17 protein-coding genes and 1 tRNA gene are annotated in these 20,416 nt (G+C 64.6%); 10 read left to right on the top strand and 8 right to left on the bottom strand.

Going from position 1 to position 20,416, the window contains the following annotated elements; all coding sequences use genetic code 11:
• Positions 1–2: 2 nt before the first annotated feature.
• Genes E4487_RS12105 through E4487_RS12095 form a run of 3 tightly spaced genes read right to left on the bottom strand, consistent with a single transcriptional unit; the run spans position 3 to position 4,752 of the window.
• Positions 3–1,076: a microcin C ABC transporter permease YejB gene (locus E4487_RS12105; RefSeq protein ID WP_037052957.1), complete on the bottom strand. Its 1,074-nt coding sequence runs from the start codon at positions 1,074–1,076 to the stop codon at positions 3–5.
• A 2-nt stretch (positions 1,077–1,078) separates the two neighbouring features.
• Positions 1,079–2,926 carry an extracellular solute-binding protein gene (locus E4487_RS12100; RefSeq protein WP_175253442.1) on the bottom strand — a complete coding sequence of 616 codons (1,848 nt, stop codon included), beginning with the start codon at positions 2,924–2,926 and terminating at the stop codon, positions 1,079–1,081.
• Complete coding sequence (locus tag E4487_RS12095; RefSeq protein ID WP_175253441.1) at positions 2,923–4,752, bottom strand: extracellular solute-binding protein; 1,830 nt, start codon at positions 4,750–4,752, stop codon at positions 2,923–2,925. The genes E4487_RS12100 and E4487_RS12095 overlap by 4 nt, the downstream gene beginning before the upstream one ends.
• 148 nt (positions 4,753–4,900) lie before the next feature.
• Between E4487_RS12095 and E4487_RS12090 the strand changes: the two genes are divergently transcribed.
• Positions 4,901–6,343, top strand: coding sequence for an HDOD domain-containing protein (locus E4487_RS12090; protein ID WP_150609393.1), 1,443 nt, complete (start codon positions 4,901–4,903; stop codon positions 6,341–6,343).
• Here the strand turns inward: E4487_RS12090 and E4487_RS12085 are convergent, their stop codons facing one another.
• Together E4487_RS12085 and gloB are read right to left on the bottom strand one after the other, a co-directional pair.
• Entirely contained in the window at positions 6,344–7,915 is a 1,572-nt protein-coding gene (locus E4487_RS12085; RefSeq protein ID WP_175253440.1) for a lytic transglycosylase domain-containing protein, read from the bottom strand.
• A gap of 174 nt (positions 7,916–8,089) precedes the next feature.
• Positions 8,090–8,863: a hydroxyacylglutathione hydrolase gene (gene gloB, locus E4487_RS12080; RefSeq protein ID WP_175253439.1), complete on the bottom strand. Its 774-nt coding sequence runs from the start codon at positions 8,861–8,863 to the stop codon at positions 8,090–8,092.
• A 72-nt stretch (positions 8,864–8,935) separates the two neighbouring features.
• Here gloB and E4487_RS12075 point away from each other — a divergent pair, with 72 nt between their 5' ends.
• The 7 genes from E4487_RS12075 (at position 8,936) to nudC (ending at position 16,946) form a co-directional block, all read left to right on the top strand.
• Positions 8,936–9,694 carry a class I SAM-dependent methyltransferase gene (locus tag E4487_RS12075; RefSeq protein WP_037052945.1) on the top strand — a complete coding sequence of 253 codons (759 nt, stop codon included), beginning with the start codon at positions 8,936–8,938 and terminating at the stop codon, positions 9,692–9,694.
• A 41-nt stretch (positions 9,695–9,735) separates the two neighbouring features.
• Positions 9,736–10,188, top strand: a complete 453-nt coding sequence (rnhA, locus tag E4487_RS12070; protein WP_037052942.1) for a ribonuclease HI — start codon at positions 9,736–9,738, stop codon at positions 10,186–10,188.
• Between the two features lie 69 nt (positions 10,189–10,257).
• Complete coding sequence (gene dnaQ / locus E4487_RS12065; protein WP_150609401.1) at positions 10,258–11,016, top strand: DNA polymerase III subunit epsilon; 759 nt, start codon at positions 10,258–10,260, stop codon at positions 11,014–11,016.
• A 121-nt stretch (positions 11,017–11,137) separates the two neighbouring features.
• Positions 11,138–13,381 (top strand): Orn/Lys/Arg decarboxylase N-terminal domain-containing protein, encoded by a 2,244-nt coding sequence (locus E4487_RS12060; protein WP_134675956.1) that lies wholly within the window; start codon positions 11,138–11,140, stop codon positions 13,379–13,381.
• Positions 13,382–13,580: 199 nt separating this feature from the next.
• Positions 13,581–14,393: a crotonase/enoyl-CoA hydratase family protein gene (locus E4487_RS12055; protein ID WP_134675955.1), complete on the top strand. Its 813-nt coding sequence runs from the start codon at positions 13,581–13,583 to the stop codon at positions 14,391–14,393.
• Between the two features lie 49 nt (positions 14,394–14,442).
• Positions 14,443–16,122: a hypothetical protein gene (locus tag E4487_RS12050; protein ID WP_037052934.1), complete on the top strand. Its 1,680-nt coding sequence runs from the start codon at positions 14,443–14,445 to the stop codon at positions 16,120–16,122.
• A complete protein-coding gene (nudC, locus tag E4487_RS12045) occupies positions 16,122–16,946 on the top strand; it encodes an NAD(+) diphosphatase (protein ID WP_150609403.1) in 825 nt (274 codons plus the stop codon). The genes E4487_RS12050 and nudC overlap by 1 nt, the downstream gene beginning before the upstream one ends.
• Before the next feature lie 42 nt (positions 16,947–16,988).
• Here nudC and E4487_RS12040 read toward each other — a convergent pair whose 3' ends face one another.
• Positions 16,989–17,765: a TSUP family transporter gene (locus E4487_RS12040; RefSeq protein WP_037052932.1), complete on the bottom strand. Its 777-nt coding sequence runs from the start codon at positions 17,763–17,765 to the stop codon at positions 16,989–16,991.
• 103 nt (positions 17,766–17,868) lie between these two features.
• Between E4487_RS12040 and E4487_RS12035 the strand changes: the two genes are divergently transcribed.
• On the top strand, positions 17,869–18,516 hold the full coding sequence (locus E4487_RS12035; protein ID WP_037052931.1) for a membrane protein: 648 nt from the start codon (positions 17,869–17,871) through the stop codon (positions 18,514–18,516).
• A 107-nt stretch (positions 18,517–18,623) separates the two neighbouring features.
• On the opposite strand, the gene E4487_RS12030 is transcribed toward E4487_RS12035, so the two are convergent.
• Both E4487_RS12030 and E4487_RS12025 read right to left on the bottom strand, forming a co-directional pair.
• A complete protein-coding gene (locus tag E4487_RS12030; RefSeq protein WP_037052929.1) occupies positions 18,624–19,286 on the bottom strand; it encodes a glutathione S-transferase family protein in 663 nt (220 codons plus the stop codon).
• 62 nt (positions 19,287–19,348) lie between these two features.
• Positions 19,349–20,116: a hypothetical protein gene (locus E4487_RS12025; protein WP_373921521.1), complete on the bottom strand. Its 768-nt coding sequence runs from the start codon at positions 20,114–20,116 to the stop codon at positions 19,349–19,351.
• Between the two features lie 222 nt (positions 20,117–20,338).
• On the opposite strand from E4487_RS12025, the gene E4487_RS12020 reads away from it, so the two are divergent.
• Positions 20,339–20,414 (top strand) — tRNA-Glu (locus tag E4487_RS12020).
• Positions 20,415–20,416 lie beyond the last annotated feature (2 nt).

Below are 20,416 nucleotides of genomic sequence, written 5' to 3'. Positions count from 1 at the left end.
GCTCAACACTCCCGGCTTTCGAAGTCGATACGGGGGTCGACCAGGGTGTAGGTGATGTCACCGATCAGTTTCACGATCAGCCCCAGCAGGGTGAAGATGAACAGGGTGCCGAAGACCACCGGATAGTCGCGGTTGATTGCCGCCTCGAAGCTCATCAGGCCGAGGCCGTCGAGGGAGAAGATCACTTCGATCAGCAGGGAACCGGTGAAGAAGATGCCGATGAAGGCCGCCGGGAAGCCGGCGATGATCAGCAGCATGGCGTTGCGGAAGACGTGACCATAGAGCACGCGGTGGTTGGTCAGGCCCTTGGCGCGGGCGGTGATCACGTACTGCTTGTTGATCTCGTCGAGGAAGCTGTTCTTGGTCAGCAGGGTCAGGGTGGCGAAGTTGCCGATGACCAGTGCCGTGACCGGCAGTACCAGGTGCCAGAGGTAGTCGAGGATCTTGCCGCCGAGGCTGAGCGACTCGAAGTCGTTGGAGGTCAGGCCGCGCAACGGGAACCAGTCCCAGTAGCTGCCGCCGGCGAACAGCACGATCAGCAGAATGGCGAAGAGGAAGGCGGGAATGGCGTAGCCGATGATGATCGCCGAACTGGTCCAGATGTCGAAGGCACTGCCGTGCCGGGTGGCCTTGGCGATCCCCAGCGGGATGGAGACCAGGTACATGATCAGGGTGCTCCACAGGCCCAGTGATATGGAGACCGGCATCTTCTCGATGATCAGGTCGATGACCTGGGCGTCGCGAAAGAAGCTGGAACCGAAGTCCAGCTGCGCGTAGTTCTTCAGCATGATCCAGAAGCGTTCCGGCGCCGACTTGTCGAAACCGTACATCTTCTCGATTTCCTTGATGAGCTGCGGGTCGAGGCCCTGGGCGCCGCGGTAGTTGGAGCCGGCCACCGAGACTTCGGCGCCGCCACCGGCGATGCGACTGGTGGCGCCCTCGAAGCCCTCGAGCTTGGCGATCATCTGCTCGACCGGGCCGCCAGGCGCGGCCTGGATGATGATGAAGTTGATCACCAGGATGCCGAACAGGGTCGGAATGATCAGCAGCAAACGGCGGATGATATAGGCCAGCATGCTTATTGCTCCGCCTGTTCAGCGGCAGGCTGCTGTTCTTCGCTCGGTTGCTCGAGACCGGGGCGTACCCACCAGGTATGCAGGCCGATGTCGTAGAGCGGAGTGACCTTGGGATGCTCGAAGCGATTCCAGTAGGCCACGCGCCAGGTCTTGATATGCCAGTTGGGGATCACGTAGTAGCCCCACAGCAGCACGCGATCCAGGGCGCGGGTGTGACTGATCAGGTCCTGCCGGGAGTCGGCGTTGATCAGCCCTTCGACGAGCTGGTCGATGGCCGGGTCCTTCAGGCCGATGTAGTTGCGGCTGCCCGGGTTGTCGGCGCTGGAGGAGTGCCAGTACTCGCGCTGCTCGTTGCCGGGCGAGTTGGACTGGCCGAAGCCGCCGACGATCATGTCGAAATCACGCGAGCGCAGGCGGTTGATGTACTGCGAGACGTCGACACGGCGGATGACCAGTTCGATGCCGAGGTCGGAAAGATTGCGCTTGAAGGGCAGCAGGATGCGCTCGAACTCGGTCTGCGCGAGGAGGAATTCGAACGTCACCGGCTGGCCGTTGGCATCGAGCATGCGGTCGCCGTCGATGCGCCAGCCGGCCTGTTGCAGCAGCTGATAGGCGCGGCGCTGCTGCTCGCGGATGATGCCGCTGCCGTCGGTGACTGGCACGCGGAACTCCTCGTTGAACACCTCGGGCGGAATCTGGTTGCGCAGCGGCTCGAGAATCGCCAGTTCCTCGTCGCCCGGCAAGCCGCTGGAGCCCAGTTCGGAGTTGTCGAAGTAGCTGTGGGTGCGGCTGTAGGCGCCGTTGAACAGGCGCTTGTTGGCCCACTCGAAGTCGAACAGCAGGCCCAGTGCCTCTCGCACCCGGCGGTCCTGGAACTGCGGGCGGCGGGTGTTGAAGATGAAGCCCTGCATGCCGGTGGGGTTGCGGTTCTGGATCTCTTCCTTGATCAGCTGGCCGTTGGCGACGGCCGGCGTGTTGTAGGCCGTGGCCCAGTTCTTCGCGCTGGTCTCGAGCCAATAGTCGAACTGGCCCGCCTTGAGCGCTTCCAGGGCCACGGTATTGTCGCGGTAGTAGTCGATCTGGATGGCGTCGAAATTGTAGAAGCCACGGGTGACCGGCAGGTCCTTGGCCCACCAGTCCTTGACCCGTTCGTAGCGGATGCTGCGCCCGGCCTGGACCCGGTCGACCTGGTACGGGCCGCTGCCCAGCGGAGCATCGAGATTGCCCTTGGCGAAGTCGCGCTCGGCCCACCAGTGCTTGGGCAGTACCGGCAACTGGCCGACGATCAGCGGCAGCTCGCGGTTGCCGGCATGCTTGAACACGAAGCGCACGCTGTGTGGCGACTCCACCTCGACGTGGTCGACGTCGGCGTAGTAGCCGCGGTACATGGGCGCGCCTTTTTCCATCAGGGTATCGAAGGTGAACTTGACGTCCTCGGCGGTGACGGGGGTGCCGTCATGAAAGCGCGCTTGCTTGCGCAACAGGAAGCGCACCCAGGCATTGTCCGGCGCCTTCTCGATCTTCTCCGCGATCAGGCCGTAGGCGGTGAAGGGCTCATCCATGCTCTGTACGGCGAGGGTGTCGTAGATCAGGCCGATGTCGTCGGCGGCCACGCCTTTGCTGATGAACGGGTTGAGGCTGTCGAAGCCACCGAAACCGGCCTCGCGGAAAGTGCCGCCCTTGGGCGCATCGGGATTGGTGTACTCGAAGTGGGTGAAGTTGGCGGGGTACTTGGGCGGTTCGTCATACAGCGTGACGGCGTGTTGCGGGGCGGCGGAGGCCAGGCCGGCCAGGCCGAGCAGAATGAGGCTGCTGCCGTGAAGCAGGAAACTGCGCAGCGGGTGGGTCATCGAGCGTTCTCCGTTGGCTTCAGCCACCAGGTACGCAGGCCCAGCGTGTAGGGCGGCGTGGTGACGAAGGCGAACCGATTGCGGTACGCCAGGCGGTGATAATTGATGTACCAGTTGGGGATGCTGTAGTACTGCCACAGCAGCACGCGGTCGAGGGCGCGGGTGGCGGCGATCTGTTCGTCGCGGGTCTGCGCCGAGAGCAGTTTGTCGATCATCTCGTCGACCACCGGGTCGTTGATTCCGGCGTAGTTCTTGCCGCCCTTGACGTTCACCTGGCTGGAATGGAAATACAGCGACTGCTCCAGGCCCGGGCTGAGGGTTTGTGGCAGGGTCAGCAGAATCATGTCGTAGTCGAACTGGTCGAGGCGTTGCTTGTACTGGGCGCGGTCCACGGTACGCAGGTTGGCCTGTATGCCGATGCTGGCAAGGTTGGCGGTGTAGGGCTGGAGGATGCGCTCGAGGCTGGGGTTGACCAGCATGATCTCGAATTCGAGACGTTGCCCGCGGGCATTGCGCAGCTCCTGACCGACCGGCTTCCAGCCGGCTTCGGCCAATAGACCGAGGGCCCGGCGCAAGGTTTCCCGGGGGATGCCACGGCCGTTGGTCACCGGCTGGGTCGGTGGCTCGGTGAACAGGCGGGTGGGGAGCTTGTCGCGGTGCGGTGACAGCAGCAGCCACTCGGCGCCCTCGGGCTTGCCGGTCGCCGAGAACTCGCTGTTGGGGTAGTAGCTGGCGGCACGCACGTAGGCGTTGTTGAACAGCGTGCGGTTGGTCCACTCGAAGTCGAACATCAGGCCCAGTGCCTCGCGCACCCGACGGTCGCTGAACAGGGCGCGCCGGCTGTTCATGAACAGTGCCTGGGTCTGGGTCGGGATGCGATGCGGAATCTCGGCGCGAACCACCTCGCCGCGGGCGACGGCCGGGAAGTTGTAGCCGTTGCTCCAGTTCTTCGCCTGGTTCTCGATGTAGAAATCGAATTCACCGGCCTTGAACGCTTCGAAGGCCACGTTGTTGTCGCGGTAGAACTCCACCTCCACCCGGTCGAAGTTGTACTTGCCGCGATTGACCGGCAGGTCCTTGCCCCACCAGTTCTTCACCCGCTCGAACACCAGGCGTCGCCCGGGCACGACTTCGACGATGCGGTAGGGGCCGCTGCCCAGTGGTGGCTCGAAGGTGGTGCTCTTGAAGTCGCGGCCTTTCCAGTAGTGCTGCGGCAGGACCGGCAGTTCACCCAGGCGCAGTATCAGCAGGGGGTTGCCGGCACGCTTGAAGACGAAGCGAATGCGGTGGCGGCCGAGGATGTCGACACGCTTCACCTCCTGCAGGTTGGTCCGGTACTGCGGGTGGCCTTCGGCAAGCAGCAGGCGATAGGAGAAGGCCACGTCATAGGCCGTGATCGGCTTGCCATCGTTGAAGCGCGCCTCCGGGCGCAGGTTGAAGACCACCCAGCTGCGGTCTTCGCTGTACTCTACGCTTCCGGCGATCAGGCCATAGCTGGAGGCCGGCTCGTCGCCCGACGGGTCGTAGGCGCCGGTGCCCACCATCAGCGGTTCGTTCAGTTCATTGACGCCGTACTGCAGGAAATGTGCAGTGGAGATCGGGCTGGTACCCTTGAACGTGTAGGGGTTGAGCGTATCGAAGGTGCCGGACGCCATGACGCGCAACGTGCCGCCCTTGGGCGCGTCGGGGTTGACCCAGTCGAAGTGACTGAAGCTGGCAGGGTACTTGAGTGTCCCGAACTGGGCGTAGCCGTGGCTCTCGCTGATAGTCGCAGAGGCGGGAAAGCTCAAGGCCAGGCTGAGGAACAGCAGGAGGAGGGGTCGCATCGGGAGGTGAGATCCGATCCATGGCGGCGTTTGGGCTTCTTGAGCGGTACAGTAACAGCTTGTATCGGCAGGAAAAAGAGTGGGCTGGCGAGCGAGCAGTCGTGGCGCTTTGACATACACTTGAAGGATACACCTAGAGGGTAAGATTTTGCCGGAACGTAGCCATGGTTTGCAGTCATGGATCGATCGCCTCAACCAAGCCGAACTCCCCGCGCTGGCCGCCGTCGTGCAGGACCTGCAGCGCCTTGCCCAGCAGGACTCCGCCTCGGTGCAGCAACTGGCCGATGTGCTGCTGCGCGACGCGTCGCTGACGTCCAAGGTGCTGCGCGTCGGCAACAGCGTCTATTACAACCCGTCGCAGGAAGCGATCAAGACCATCTCCAGGGCCATCGTCCTGATCGGTTTCGAGAACGTGCGCCTGATCGGCCTGTCGGTCAGCCTGATCGACGGGTTGCTGACCCGAACCCCGCGCGAGCAGCTGCAGATGCTGCTCGCGCGTTCCTTCCATGCCGCCGTGCAGGCGCGCAATATCGCGGGCTACGCCTTGTCCGGGCACGCCGAGGAGGTGTTCATCGCCGCCTTGCTGCATCACCTGGGTGAGCTGGCGTTCTGGGGCTGTGCTGGCGAGCAGGCCGATGAGCTGGTCGCGGTGCTCGAGCGGCCGGGGGTGGACGTCGATGAAGCGGTGCGCGAGGTTCTCGGCACCAGCTTTCGGCAGCTGACGCAGGCCTTGCTGAAGAGCTGGAACCTGGGTGAGACCGCCAGCCTGGCGCAGGCCGGGAGCAATCAGCACGACCCCGCCGCCTATGCCGTGCAGTTGGGCGTGCGTATCAGCGAGGCTGCGCTCGATGGCTGGGATTGCGCAGAGATGGAGGAGGTGCTGGCCAAGGTGGCCAGCTTCACCGCGCTGACCCAGGAGGAAACCCTGCAGCAGGTGCTGGCCAGCGCCGAGGAGGCCGTCAAGGTCGCCTCAACCTTCGGTGCCAGCAAGCTGTGCCGCCTGATACCCAATACCGACCCGGAGCAGATTCGTCTGCAGCAGGAGGAGCGGCGCGCGCGGCTGCTGCAGCCGGACCTGCTGCTGATGCAGCAGGCGCTGCAGGACCTGGGGCTGATGGTCAGTGCGCGAGCCGATGTCGGCCTGGTGCTCGATACCCTGCTCAAGGGCCTGCATCGGGGGGTGGGTCTGGAGCGGGTCATGCTCACGGTGCTGGCCGATGGCCAGAGCCGCTTTCGCGCCAAGCGCGTGGTTGGCGAAGACACCCAGCACTGGCTGGACGACTTCGTCCTGCCAGCGGAGCAGACGGAACAGCCGCACATCTTCAGCTATGTGCTGCGCCATCGCGAAGCGATCTGGATGGGTGTGCCGGCCAGCTACAACCTGGCCGAGCTGGTCACCCAGCCGATTCGCCGCAGCCTCGGCAGTGGCATGTTCTTCATCGCACCGATCGTCGCGGGTACGCGGGAGATCGGCGTGCTCTATGCCGACAGTCGCTTGTCCGGCCGCGCCTTGCGCCACGAGCAGTTCGTGGCGTTCCAGCGTTTTACCCAGCTGACCGGGCGTTGCCTGGAGGCGATCAGCAAACGCTGATCAGGGCAGGTAGAGCGTCAGCATCTGCCCTGGGCGCAGCGTGTTGCTGCGCGGATTCCAGGCCTGCAGGTGCTTGAGCTCGATCTTGAAGCGCTTGGCGATGACGTAGAGCGAGTCACCTTGCTGCACGCGATAGTAGGTCGCCTTGTCGCGTGCGGCGTTCTGCCGGCGTGTCGCGGCGACGGCCTGTGGTGCGCTCTCGGCGGCGGCCAGATTGAGCACCTGGCCAACCTTGAGGTTGTTGCCCTGCAGTGCGTTCCAGCGGCGCAGGTCATGCACGGCAACCTGGTGTTCGCGGGCGATCTGCCAGAGGTTGTCGCCGTTCTTCACCTTGTAGGTGCGGCTTGCCCTGGCCAGCGTGCTGCGTTGCTGGTAGAGCGGCTCGCTCGGCTGGGCGCCGGGTTTGCCCGGAATGGTCAGCACCTGGCCGATGCGCAGGTTGTTGCTGCTCAGGCGGTTGACGTCCTTGAGCATGCTGACGGTCAGGTGATTGCGATTGGCAATGGCATGCAGGCTATCGCCGGAACGCACGGTATAGGTCTGCCAGTCGACCAGCTCCTGGGGCTTCATCAGTGCCAGGTTGGCGCTGAGCATTTCCGCCTTGTCGGTAGGCACCAGCAGATGCTGCGGGCCGTCCAGGGTGATGCCGCGCTTGTAGGCGGGGTTCAGTTGCAGCAGTTCCTCTTCGTCCAGGTCGGCCAGCTTGGCCACGCGGGACAGGTCCATGTGCTGCTTGATGGCGATCTGTTCGAAGTAGGGCGCGTCGGCGATCGGCGCCAGGTTCACGCCGTAGGCCTCGGGGGTGAGGATCACCTGCGACAGGGCCAGCAGCTTGGGCACGTAATCTTCGGTTTCCTTGGGCAGCGACAGGTTCCAGTAGTCGCTGGGCAGGCCGAGTTTCTCGTTGCGTTCGATGGCGCGGCTGACGCGGCCTTCGCCTGCGTTATAGGCGGCCAGGGCGAGCAGCCAGTCGCCATTGAACATCTCGTGCAGGCGGCTCAGGTAGTTCAGTGCCGCCTGGGTGGAGGCGGTGACGTCGCGGCGGCCGTCATACCAGTTGGTCTGGCGCAGATTGAAGTGGCGACCCGTGGAGGGGATGAACTGCCACAGGCCGACGGCGTTCGCCGGGGAATAGGCCTGCGGATCGTAGGCGCTCTCGATGACCGGCAGCAGTGCCAGTTCCATCGGCATGTCGCGCTCTGCCAGTCGCTCGACGATGTAGTGGATGTACGGCGCGCTGCGTTCGCTGACGGCGTTGACGTGCCGGGGGTTGCTGGCGTACCAGAGACGCAGGCGCTCGATGCGCGGGTTGACGCCGATCTCGTCCTGCAGCTGGAAGCCGTCGCGCAGACGCTCCCAGATATCGTTGTACTCGCGCGGCTTGATCTCGTTGCTCAGCCACTCGGGCTCGCGCTCCAGGCCGACGGCGCGCGAGGTATCGGTCGCGCCGTCCGGGCCCTCGCTGGGCAGGCTCTGGCAGCCGGCCAGGGTTATGCAACACATCACCGCGAGCACTCGAGAGCTTCGCGCCAATGCCTTGAAATTCAATGGCTTACGTGACAAAAAAGGCATTGGGTGAGGTGTTTTTCCCGACAAAAAGATCGGGCGATTCTAGGAATCGGGTCAAGGTTGGTCAAGTTTTCACCAGCCAATTGTGACCTGCATCCCTCTCACTTGGTTCAATATGCCTGGGTCATGGCGCCAGAAAACCGCTGCTGGCAAGGCACCAGCGCGTTCGTCGGCGAATCAGAATTTATCCTTCCACGCACGCAGGCTGGCGAACACCGCGCTGGCTTCGTTGAGGGATTCGCCCGCACGGTTCGCAGCCGCCGCGATGACGTCTGGCGCGTCGGTGCGCAGGAACGGATTGGTAGCCCGTTCCAGCTCGATCGAGGAGGGCAGGCTGATGCGGCCCGCCTCGCGCCAGCGCGTCACTTCGGCCAGGCGCTCGCTGAGGCGCAGGTTGTCCGGCTCCACGGCATGGGCGAAGCGCAGGTTGCTCAGGGTGTACTCGTGGGTGCAGTAGACCTGCGTGCTCCCGGGTAGGGCAGCCAGGCGGCCGAGCGAGGCGTGCATCTGTTGCGGCGTTCCTTCGAACAGGCGGCCACAGCCACCGGCGAACAGGGTGTCGCCGCAGAACAGCAGCTGCTGCTCGGCGTTGTAGTAGGCGATGTGGCCGAGGGTGTGCCCCGGAACGGCAAGGACCTGGAAGCGCAGGCCGAGCAGCTCGAGCGTGTCGTTGTCGCCCAGGTCCAGCTCGCGTGCCGGGATCTTCTCTGCCGCCGGGCCGGCCACGCGGGCGCCGGTGGCGTTCTTCAGCGTCTCGACGCCGCCGACATGGTCGAAGTGATGGTGGGTGATGAGAATGTCGCTGAGGCACCAGCCGGGGTGCGCCTCCAGCCACGCCAGCACCGGCGCCGCATCGCCCGGGTCGACCACCGCGCAGCGCTTGCTGGTCGGCTCCTGCAGCAGCCAGAGGTAGTTGTCGTTGAAGGCCGGTAGCGCGTCGATCTGAATCATTGTGGGTCGCTAAGCTGGATATAAAGGTGCATCTTAGACACTGGATGCAGAGACTGTCATGCGGAGGCAGCGATGACCGATCAGGTATTCGCTCAGGCCGATCCTGAGTGGCTCAAGCTCATCAGCGAGGCGCGCGACTGGCTTTCCGGGCCGCTCGGGCAGTTGCTGCTGGAGGAGGAGCGGCGCTTGCTGGAAGACGAGCTGGCGCGTTTCTTCGGCGGCTATCTGGTGAGTTACGGTCCGGGTGCCGAGCGTACGCCGGAGGCCGGGCAGATTCAGCACAACGTGCGCCTGGGGGCGCCGCTGCCCGGTGTGCAGATCGTCTGCGAAGAGCAGTCCTGGCCGCTGGGCGAGCACGCCGCCGATGTGGTGCTGCTGCAGCACGGCCTGGATTTCAGCCTGTCGCCTCACGGCCTGCTGCGCGAGGCGGCGCGCAGCGTCAGGCCCGGTGGGCATCTGCTGATTCTGGGCATTCACCCCTGGAGCGCGTGGGGCGCTCGCCGCCTGTTCGCGCGCGATGGCCTGAGCAAGGCGCGTTGCATCGACCCCGGGCGCGTTGGCGACTGGCTGGCGCTGCTCGGCTTTGCGTTGGAGAAACGCCGGTTCGGGTGCTATCGTCCGCCGCTCGCTTCACTGGCCTGGCAGATGCGCCTGCGCCGGATGGAGCGCTGGGGCGATGCCTGGCAACTGCCGGGTGCCGGCTTCTACCTGCTGGTGGCGCGCAAGCTGGTGGTCGGCTTGCGTCCGCTGCGGCAGGCGCGCCGCGAGCCGATGGGCAAGCTGTTGCCGATGCCGGTGGCGAAGGTCAGCCGGCGCGATCTGGACAGCTAGGCGCTGCGCCCCGGTTGGTCAAACCCGTACAGAGCTGATGAATGTCTGAAACCGATGAAGTGGTGATCTACACCGATGGCGCCTGCAAGGGCAATCCCGGCCCCGGCGGCTGGGGCGCGTTGCTGGTCTACAAGGGCGTGGAGAAGGAGCTGTGGGGCGGCGACCCGAGTACCACCAACAATCGCATGGAACTGATGGCCGCGATTGCCGGCCTGATCGCGCTGACCCGCCCTTGCGCGGTGAAGCTGGTGACCGATTCGCAGTACGTGATGAAGGGTATCCAGGAATGGATGCCGAACTGGAAGAAGCGTGGCTGGAAAACCGCCTCGAAGGAGCCGGTGAAGAATGCCGACCTCTGGCAGAAGCTGGACGAGGAGGTGAATCGCCACCAGGTCAGCTGGCAGTGGGTGCGTGGTCACACCGGGCATCCGGGCAACGAGCGTGCCGACCAGTTGGCCAACCGTGGTGTCGACGAGGTGCGCGCAGCGCGCTGAGTGATGCCCGGCAACCTGGGTTAACATGTCGCGCTTGTGCGGCAACCTGAACGATGAGAGAGACAAGGCGTGACGACCGATAACACCCCCAATCGCTATGTGGTGCTGGATACCGAAACCACGGGCATGCCGGTCACGGACGGGCACCGGATCATCGAGATCGGTTGTGTCGAGCTGCTGGGGCGGCGCCTGACCGGGCGTCACTTCCATGTCTACCTCAATCCGGACCGCGAGATCGACGAAGGCGCCATCGCGGTCCACGGCATCACCAACGACTACGTGGCCGACAAGCCGCGTTTCAGGGAAGTGGCCGATGAATTCTACGAGTTCATCAAGGGCGCCCAGCTGATCATCCACAACGCGGCGTTCGACGTCGGCTTCATCAACAACGAGTTCGCCCTGCTGGGGCAGAGCGAGCGCGCCGATGTCAGTGACTACTGCTCGGTGCTCGATACCCTGATGATGGCGCGCGAGCGCCATCCGGGGCAGCGCAACAGCCTGGATGCGCTGTGCAAGCGTTACGGCGTGGACAACTCCAATCGTGAGCTGCACGGCGCACTGCTCGACTCCGAGATCCTGGCCGACGTCTACCTGGCCATGACCGGTGGGCAGACCCACCTGTCGCTGGCGGGCGAGGGCGGCGATGGCGATGGCAGCGGGCGCCAGCAGGCCACGCCGATTCGCCGGCTGGATGCCGGTCGTCCTCGCACGCGGGTCATCCGCGCCAGTGAAGACGAGCTGGCGGCGCATCTGACGCGGCTCGCCGCCATCGAGAAATCCTCCGGTGGCCCGGCATTGTGGGCCCAGCTGGAAGAGGCGCCGGAATAACCGAACAGCGCAATTGCGACCTTTTCTTATAGCGTGATGCACAGGGGGTTCCGCCGCCAGGGGGGAGCCTCTAACCTGAAGCGATGGGCAGGCCAGGCCTGCCAGCCTTCAGGACGTCACAATGTATAAAGATCTCAAGTTTCCCGTCCTAATCGTGCACCGCGACATCAAGGCCGACACCGTGGCCGGTGATCGGGTGCGCGCCATCGCTCAGGAACTCACCCAGGACGGCTTCAGCATCCTGCCCACGGCCAGTGCGGCCGAGGGGCGCATCGTCGCCTCGACCCACCATGGCCTGGCCTGCATCCTCGTCGCCGCCGAAGGCGCCGGTGAGAACAGCCGGCTGCTGCAGGACATGGTCGAGCTGATTCGCGTGGCGCGGGTCAGGGCGCCGCAGCTGCCGATCTTCGCCCTCGGCGAACAGGTCACCATCGAGAATGCGCCGGCCGAGGCGATGGCCGATCTCAACCACCTGCGTGGCATCCTCTACCTCTACGAAGACACCGTGTCCTTCCTGGCGCGGCAGGTGGCGCGTGCCGCGCACAACTACCTGGAAGGCCTGTTGCCGCCCTTCTTCAAGGCGCTGGTGCAGCATACCGCGCAGTCCAACTACTCCTGGCACACGCCCGGGCACGGCGGTGGCGTGGCCTATCGCAAGAGCCCGGTGGGCCAGGCCTTCCACCAGTTCTTCGGGGAGAACACGCTGCGTTCGGACCTCTCGGTGTCGGTACCGGAACTGGGCTCGCTGCTCGATCACACCGGGCCGCTGGCCGAGGCCGAAGCACGGGCTGCGCGCAATTTCGGCGCCGATCACACCTTCTTCGTGATCAACGGCACCTCCACGGCGAACAAGATCGTCTGGCATTCGATGGTCGGCCGTGACGACCTGGTGCTGGTCGACCGCAACTGCCACAAGTCGATTCTGCATTCGATCATCATGACCGGGGCGATTCCCCTGTATCTCTGCCCCGAGCGCAACGAGCTGGGCATCATCGGCCCCATTCCGCTGAGCGAGTTCAGCCGGGAGTCGATCCAGGCCAAGATCGACGCCAGCCCGCTGGCGCGCGGTCGGGCGCCGAAGGTCAAGCTGGCCGTGGTGACCAACTCCACCTACGACGGGCTCTGCTACAACGCCGAGATGGTCAAGCAGGCCCTGGGCGATTCGGTCGAGGTGCTGCACTTCGACGAGGCCTGGTACGCCTACGCCGCCTTCCACGACTTCTACGCCGGGCGCTTTGGCATGGGCACCCAGTGCGACGAGCACTCGCCGCTGGTGTTCACCACGCATTCGACGCACAAGCTGCTGGCGGCCTTCAGCCAGGCGTCGATGATCCATGTGCAGGATGGCGGGCAGCGCCAGCTCGACCGTGATCGCTTCAACGAGGCGTTCATGATGCACATCTCGACCTCGCCGCAGTACGGCATCATCGCCTCGCTGGATGTGGCCTCGGCGATGATGGAGGGGCCGGCCGGTCGTTCGCTGATCCAGGAAACCTTCGACGAGGCGCTGAGCTTCCGCCGCGCCCTGGCCAACGTGCGCCGCAACCTCAGTGCTGACGACTGGTGGTTCAGCATCTGGCAGCCGGGGGCGGTCGACGGGGCCGATGAGCTGGCCACGGGCGACTGGGTGCTGCAGCCGGATGCCGACTGGCATGGCTTCGGCGAGGTGGCCGACGACTACGTGTTGCTCGATCCGATCAAGGTCACGCTGGTCATGCCCGGCCTGAACGCGGCGGGCAAGCTGGAGCAACAGGGCATTCCCGCCGCCGTGGTCAGCAAGTTCCTCTGGGAGCGCGGTCTGGTGGTGGAGAAAACCGGCCTGTACTCCTTCCTGGTGCTGTTCTCCATGGGCATCACCAAGGGCAAGTGGAGCACGCTGTTGACCGAATTGCTGGAGTTCAAGCGCAGCTTCGATGCCAATCTGCCGCTGATCGACGTGCTGCCGTCCATCGCCCATGCCGGCGCCGGGCGCTACCAGGGCATGGGCTTGCGCGACCTGTGCGATGCGCTGCATGGCTGCTACCGCGACAACGCCACGGCCAAGGCGCTGAAGAGCATGTACACGGCGCTGCCCGAGGTGGCGATCAAGCCGGCCGACGCCTATGACCGGCTGGTGCGCGGCGAGGTCGAGGCGGTGCCCATCGATCAGCTGCAGGGGCGCATCGCGGCGGTGATGCTGGTGCCTTATCCGCCGGGCATTCCGCTGATCATGCCGGGCGAACGCTTCACGGCAGCGACGCGCTCTATTCTCGACTATCTGGCCTTCGCGCGGACCTTCGACCAGGCCTTCCCGGGCTTCGACATCGACGTGCACGGATTGCAGACCGAGGCGGGGCAGTACTGCGTGGATTGCCTGGTGGAATGACCGCAGGGTCGCTCTGCCGGGGATCAGGATTCTCGGCAGATCAAACCCTTACCACGGATATTCAAAGCGTTCGTTAACATCCGGGGCGTGCCCTGCGTCACACTGGCAAGCATCGACTTTTATGGCGTGCTTGTTATAGTTGCTCGGTTATTAATCACAAAATAATTATTGTGCCGAGCTGCGGCTGAGGATGCCTGCCATGTCCGACTACAAAGCCTTCCGCGTCGACCTGGCGGACAAGATCGCCCATGTGCAGATCAATCGTCCGGAAAAGGTCAACGCGATGAACGCCGATTTCTGGCGGGAGATCATCGAGATCTTCCGTTGGGTCGATGCCACCGACGCCGTGCGTGTCGTGGTGCTTTCCGGTGCGGGCAAGCATTTCTCCTCGGGCATCGACCTGATGCTGCTGGCTTCGGTCGGCGCGCAGCTGGGCAAGGACGTCGGTCGCAACGCCGACGCCCTGCGCCGCAAGATTCTCGAACTGCAGGCCTCCTTCAATGCCGTCGACAACTGCCGCAAGCCGGTACTGGCGGCGATCCAGGGTTATTGCATCGGTGGTGCCATCGACCTGGTCAGCGCCTGCGACATGCGTTATTCGACGGTCGATGCACAGTTCTCCATCAAGGAAATTGACATGGGCATGGCCGCGGATGTCGGCACCCTGCAGCGTCTGCCGCGTATCATCGGCGATGGCATGATGCGCGAGCTGGCCTTCACCGGGCGCAGCATCGATGGCAGCGAGGCCGCACGTATCGGCCTGGTCAACCGCACCTATGCCAGCCAGGAAGCGTTGCTGGACGGGGTCATGGGCATCGCCGCGGAGATCGCCAGCAAATCACCGGTTGCGGTACGAGGAACCAAGGAAATGATTCGCTACATGCGTGATCATCGGGTCGACGATGGTCTCGAATACATTGCCACCTGGAATGCCGCCATGCTGCAGTCGGAAGACCTGCGCCTGGCGATGACCGCGCACATGAGCAAGCAGAAGCCGGAGTTCGCCGACTGATGCCGTTCCACTGTCGTTTGATGCGAGCGAACCGCGAGGTGCATAGAGCATGGTAAGTGGAGCCACATCCCTGAGTCTGGTGCGCGACGAGCTGTTCGTCACCATGGAAGAGGCCGAGCAGAGCCTGGAGCATTTCATTGCCGAGCGGCACAACGGCAGCCTGCTGCAGCAGGCGGTAGAGAGCCTGCAGCAGGTGCGTGGCACGCTCAACCTGATCGAGCTGGCCGGAGCCGAGCTGCTGGCCCAGGAAGTGCTGGACCAGGCCACCGACATTCCGGTCGGGGCGGGCGAGGAGCGTGACGTGCAACTGGCGGCGCTGAGCAATGCGCTGCACGTGCTGCGCCGCTACCTGGAAAACGTCGATGCCCATCGCCAGGAAATGCCCGAGCTGCTGCTGCCGGCGATCAATGACCTGCGCCAGGCCGGGGCACAGCAGCCCCTGCCGGAGAGCTTCTTCTTCAGCGTGCGCCTCGATCATGCGCGGCCGCACACCGCGACCCAGCCACTCGATGGCGCGGCCAAGCTGACGGAAGGCAAGCGCCTGCGTCACATGTACCAGGTCGGCCTGCTGGGCTTCATCCGTGAACAGAACCCGCAGGCCAGCCTGAAGCTGATGGTGCGGGCGATGGTGCGCCTCGACAGCCTGTTCGCCAACGAGCCGCGCGGGCGCATGTGCTGGATCGGCGCGGCGGCCATCGAGGCGCAGTGCGACGCGCAGTTGCTGGCGCGCAAGTCCCGCAAACAGCTGTTCTCGCGGGTCGACCGCGAACTCAAGCTGATGCTGGGCAACCCGCAGTACGAAGCCCCGCGCAGCCTGCTGAAGGAACTGCTGTACCTCGTCGCGCTGGCGGACAGCCATGGTCCCCAGGCCAGTGCCATGCGCGAGGTATTCGGCCTGACGCCGCTGCCGTTCACCGATCACCTGCTGGAAGAGGAATACCAGCGCCTGTCCGGGCCGGGCAAGGCGGTGATGCGGTCGCTGTCCTCGGCGATCCGCGAGGAGCTGGCCAGCGTCAAGGACATGCTCGACCTGCTCGAACGCGGCACCCTGCAGGGCGAGACCCTGGGGACCCTGCATGCGTTGCTGGGCAAGCTGGCCAAGACCCTTGGCATGGTCGGCCTGAATTCCGCCGGCAACTCGCTCAGCGCTCAACTGCCGCACGTCGCCGCCTGGAATGCCGAGACACCACCGCAACCGGAGCAGCTGCACAAGCTCGCCGACGCGGTGCTGTACGTCGAGGGCATGGTGGCCAGCCTGGAGCGGGGCGAGGGCCGAGAGGTGCGGCCGGCGGCGGCCGAGCCTGGCAACGAGGCCGACTCCTTCGCCCATCACCAGCTCAACGAAGCGCGCATCGTGGTGGTCGACGAGGCTCAGGCCGGCCTGGCGCTGGCCAAGCGGGCCATCACCGCCTACCTGGAAGCGGGTGGCGACAAGATGCACCTGGCCAACGTACCGTTCAGCCTGCAGGCCGTCCGGGGTGGTCTGTGGTTCCTCGAGCAGCGCCGTGCGGCGAACCTGGTCGGTGCCTGCGCGGACTACATCCAGACGCGCATGCTCGATTCGGGGCAGATGCCCTCCGAGCAGATGCTCGAAACCCTGGCTGATGCCCTCAGCAGCCTGGAGTACTACCTGGAAGCCGGTGCCGTGATGCGTCCGGAAACGCGGCCCAGCGTGCTCGACCTGGCCGAGGAAAGCGTCAAGGCGCTGGGCATGCCGGTGGCCGCCTGATGGCCTGGCGCAATGCCTTTCTCGACCCCGCGCAGGCGGGGGGCTGGGCGCTGCTGTACAACCAGCAGCACTTTCTGGCCGACAGCAACGGCGTCCTGTTTCCGCGTGACTGGATCAAGCGCCAGGACCTGGAGATAGTCGGTGAGCAGGGCATTGGCTACTTCGGCGAGGATGCGGTCTACCTGCTGCAGGTGAAACCGTCGACCCAGCTCGAGGGCTGCAGCTGGCAGAGCCTGCGTCAGTTCATGTTGCAGGGCGAGGCGGAAACCTTCCGCATGCTCGCCTACGCCGCGCAGATCGGCACCTGGTATGCCGAGCACCGTTTCTGTGGCAGCTGCGGGGCTGCGACCCGGCAGTTGCCCGGCGAGCGGGCGATGCGCTGCGACAGCTGCGAATCGCAGCACTATCCGCGGATTTCACCGAGCATGATCGTCCTGGTCACGCGTGGCGACGAGGTCCTGCTGGCGCGCTCGCCGCGTTTCGTCACGGGGATCTACAGCACCCTGGCCGGCTTCGTCGAGCCAGGCGAGTCGGTGGAGCACTGCGTGGCGCGTGAAGTGCGCGAGGAAGTCGGTGTCGAGGTGCAGAACCTGCAGTACATCGGCAGCCAGGGCTGGCCGTTCCCACACTCGCTGATGCTGGGCTTCCATGCCGAGTACGCCGGCGGCGACATCGTCATGCAGGAGGACGAGATCGAGGACGCGCGCTGGTTCCGTGTCGACGACCTGCCACCGCTGCCGGCTTCGCGCTCCATCGCGCGTTACCTGATCGATCTCTACGTGGCACGCCGCCTGGGCCTGCCGGAGCCCCAACTGCAGGCCTGACAGAGCAGGCGCAAGGCCTGCTCGTGCGCGGTGCGAGGTCGCTCAGGCGACCCAGTGTTGCCAGACCAGGCGGGCGGTCAGTGCCAATACCACCAGAATGAACACCGGGCGAATGAACTTCGAGCCGCCCTTGATCGCGGTGCGCGCGCCTAGGAAGGCGCCGATCATCAGGGCTGCGCCCATGCTCAGACCGAGCACCCAGGCCACCTGGCCGAAGGCGATGAAGACTACCAGTGCCGCCGCGTTGCTGACGAAGTTCATGGTGCGTGCGACGCCGCTGGCACGAACCAGATCCAGCGGGTACATCAGCAGGCTGCTGACCGTCCAGAATGCGCCCGTGCCAGGGCCGGCCACCCCGTCATAGAGACCGAGCCCCAGGCCTTGAGGCCACTGGCGGGCTTTGGCGATCGGCAGGTCGTGTTCGGCCGGCGCCTCCGGCATGCGGCCGAACAGCAGGTAGATGCCGCAGGCGAAGACCACGGCCGGCAGCATCTGATTGAGCCAGGCGGCCGGCATCCAGTGGGCGATGACGGCGCCGAGCAGGGCGCCGATCAGGGTGGCCAGCAGGGCGTTGCGCCACTGTTTCGGATCGAACAGTTTGCGCCGGTAGAACGTCAGTGCGGCGGTGCCCGAGCCGAAGGTGGCGCAGAGCTTGTTGGTGCCCAGCACCAGGTGCGGTGGCAGGCCAGCGGTCAGCAGTGCCGGGATGGTCAGCAGGCCACCGCCGCCGGCGATGGCGTCGATGAAACCGGCGATGAAGGCAACCAGAGCGAGGATGGCCAGCGTGCTGGGGTCGATGGCGAGTTCGAGCAGGGGCATATTAAAAATGTCGACTTGTGGGCAAGTGCGCAGCCTGGCGGCTGTTCGTGGCAGGGAGAGCTGCGCATAATGCCGGGATTTCGTCAGAGAAGGAATGCGAGCGATGCAATACGATGGGTTGGCCTGGGCCGTGGCGCTGTTGGCCGTGCTGGCGCTACTGGTGGCATTGCGCGTTCTGCTCAATACAGGCTGGTTCCTCGGTTGGCTGCGCGGCACCTGCGGCCTGGCGTTTCTCGCACTGGCCGGCCTGATTGGCCTGGTGGCCTACGACCTGTATAGCTACGAGCCGCTGGAGCCGGGCAAGCCGCTGGTGACGCTGAGCTTCAAGGCGGATGGCCCGCAGCGCTATCGGGTCAGCCTGCTGGAAGGCGGGCGGGAGCGGGTCGTCACCCTCGAGGGTGACATGTGGCAGCTCGATGGCCGACTGATTCGCTGGAAGGGCCTGGCCGAGCTGATCGGCCTCGAGCCCGGTTACCGCCTGGAGCGCCTTTCCGGGCGTTTTCTCGCCATCGAGCAGCAGGCACTGGCGCAGCATGGCCGCGTGCAGCTGGCCGAGAGTCCCTATGGCGTCGACCTGTGGCGCTGGTTGCGCCTGAGCCAGCGTGACCTGCTGCTGTTCGATCCGCAGGCGCTGCGCGTGACCTACCTGCCGATCGCGGCGGATGCCGTGTACAGCGTGAGCCTGACCCCGACGGGGCTGCTGGCCGAGCCGATGAATTCTGCTGCCGAGGCGGCGCTGAAGGACTGGTAAGCGCAGCGCTCAAATGACGTGAAATGCCCCTGATCCTTGCGAGGATCAGGGGCATTGTTCTTTCAGGGGCGTTTCGGTTGGGTTGTATGCCCAGCGGGCGTTGCGGCTTAGCGCTTGATGCCGATCTTTTCCAGCGTGCGCAGTTCGCGCGGGAGCAATTGCTGCATCGAGGCGCTGGCCTTGATGCGCTGGTAGTGAGCGGCCAGCTTCGGCCAGCGCGCAGTGTCCAGCGTCTCCCCGCCGTGTTCCATGTTCAGCAGCTGGCTGGCCAGCGCCAGGTCGGCCATGCTCGGTTGCTCGCCCAGAAAGTAGGGCGCGTCGCCCAGGGTTGTCTCGAAATAGTCGAAATGGCCGGGCAGCTTGTCCCTGAGCGTCTGCTGCACCTTGTCCTCGTCACAGGGCTGGCCCATGCTGGTTTTCAGCACGCGATGGCGAAACACGGTGAAGGTGCACAAGGGGGCCAGCTCGTAGTCGGCGTACTTCTCCAGCCAGCGTACCTGGGCGCGCTGCTGCGCGTCCGCACCATAGAGAGGCTTGCGCTCGGGGTAGCGTTCTTCCAGGTACTGGCAGATGACGCTGGAGTCGGCCAGCTTGAGGTCGCCGTCGCGAAAGGCCGGAATCCGCCCCAGCGGGTTGAGCTCACGGAACCAGTCGGGTTGGCCGAAGGGCATGACCACTTCGAGCTCGTAATCCAGCTCCTTTTCGATCAGGCACAGGCAGAGTTTGCGGACGAAAGGGGACAGGGGTGCCCCGTAGACGGTCAGGCTCATTGCAGTTCCTTTCTAATCGGCGAACGGTGTTTTCGACTGGGCGGGATGAAGTCGCGCGAGGCTCAGTCGTAGATGTTCTTCTTCTTCCAGTCGTCGTCTCCCAGGTTCTTCAGGCCTTCGGTCAGCTCGCTGGACTCCTCGGCGCTCGGGGCGTTGTTGTTGAGGACCATGGCGTTGGCGCGCGCCAGCTGCTCTTCGAAGCGCTTGAGCTGCGCCTGGTACTGGGCGGGCTCAGGCTGCTTGCGCAGGTACTGGACGCCTCGCTCGAAGGCCAGGCGGGCCTGTCCTGGCTGCTTCTGTTGCAGGGCCGCCTGGCCCAGGGTGCTGAAGAACTCGATATGCACCAGCACCAGCATCTGGCGGATCTGCTTCAGCCAGTGCTTGCCTTCGTTGGCCGGCAGCAGCCCGCCTTGTACCGAACCGGTGACCAGGGCGTGAAGGTTCTCCAGCAGGAAGCGCACATCCTTGGCCTTGGCTTCGTTGGCGATCGGTTGTGGAGGGTTCTTCACCGCGATGGATTCGCCTTGCGCGATCTGCGCCTTCAGCGTCTCGATGTCGGTCTTGAGCGTGGCGTTCTGTTTTTCCAGCGGCAGCAGGCGTTCACTGGCCTGCAGTTGCAGCTTGGCGAGCAGCAGCTTCAGCTGCGGGGTCATCAGTTGGCCTGGCAGGCGTTCGGAGAGATCCTGGCAGCGCCGGATGCGGTCGAGCAGGTCGGCACGTTGGCGCGCCTTCTCCAGCTTGCTGTTCTCGACGGCGTGGTTGATATAGGCAATCACCATCAACAGGGCGATGCCGCCGACGATCAGCAGGGTAATCACGAGTGCGGACACTGCTTGGGACCTCTCGGAAATCGACTTTTCGACCGAGTGTAGTGGCTTGGTCGCATGGCTCCTAGTGCCATGTCAATTTATGGTCTGAAGTCTTTGATTTTAAAAATTTTTTAGAGAGAGGTTGACGGACTCCGAAAGGCTCCATAGAATGCGCGCCACTTCCAGCGCAATGCTAGAAACAGAGCGAAGGAAGCCGGAAAGTTGCTTGATGTTCCGGGGTGTGTCCCCTTCGTCTAGTGGCCTAGGACACCGCCCTTTCACGGCGGTAACAGGGGTTCGAGTCCCCTAGGGGACGCCACT

This window comes from Pseudomonas sp. BMW13, assembly GCF_013357275.1.
Taxonomy (GTDB): domain Bacteria; phylum Pseudomonadota; class Gammaproteobacteria; order Pseudomonadales; family Pseudomonadaceae; genus Aquipseudomonas; species Aquipseudomonas khazarica.
This window is presented reverse-complemented; position numbering and strand designations above follow the sequence as displayed.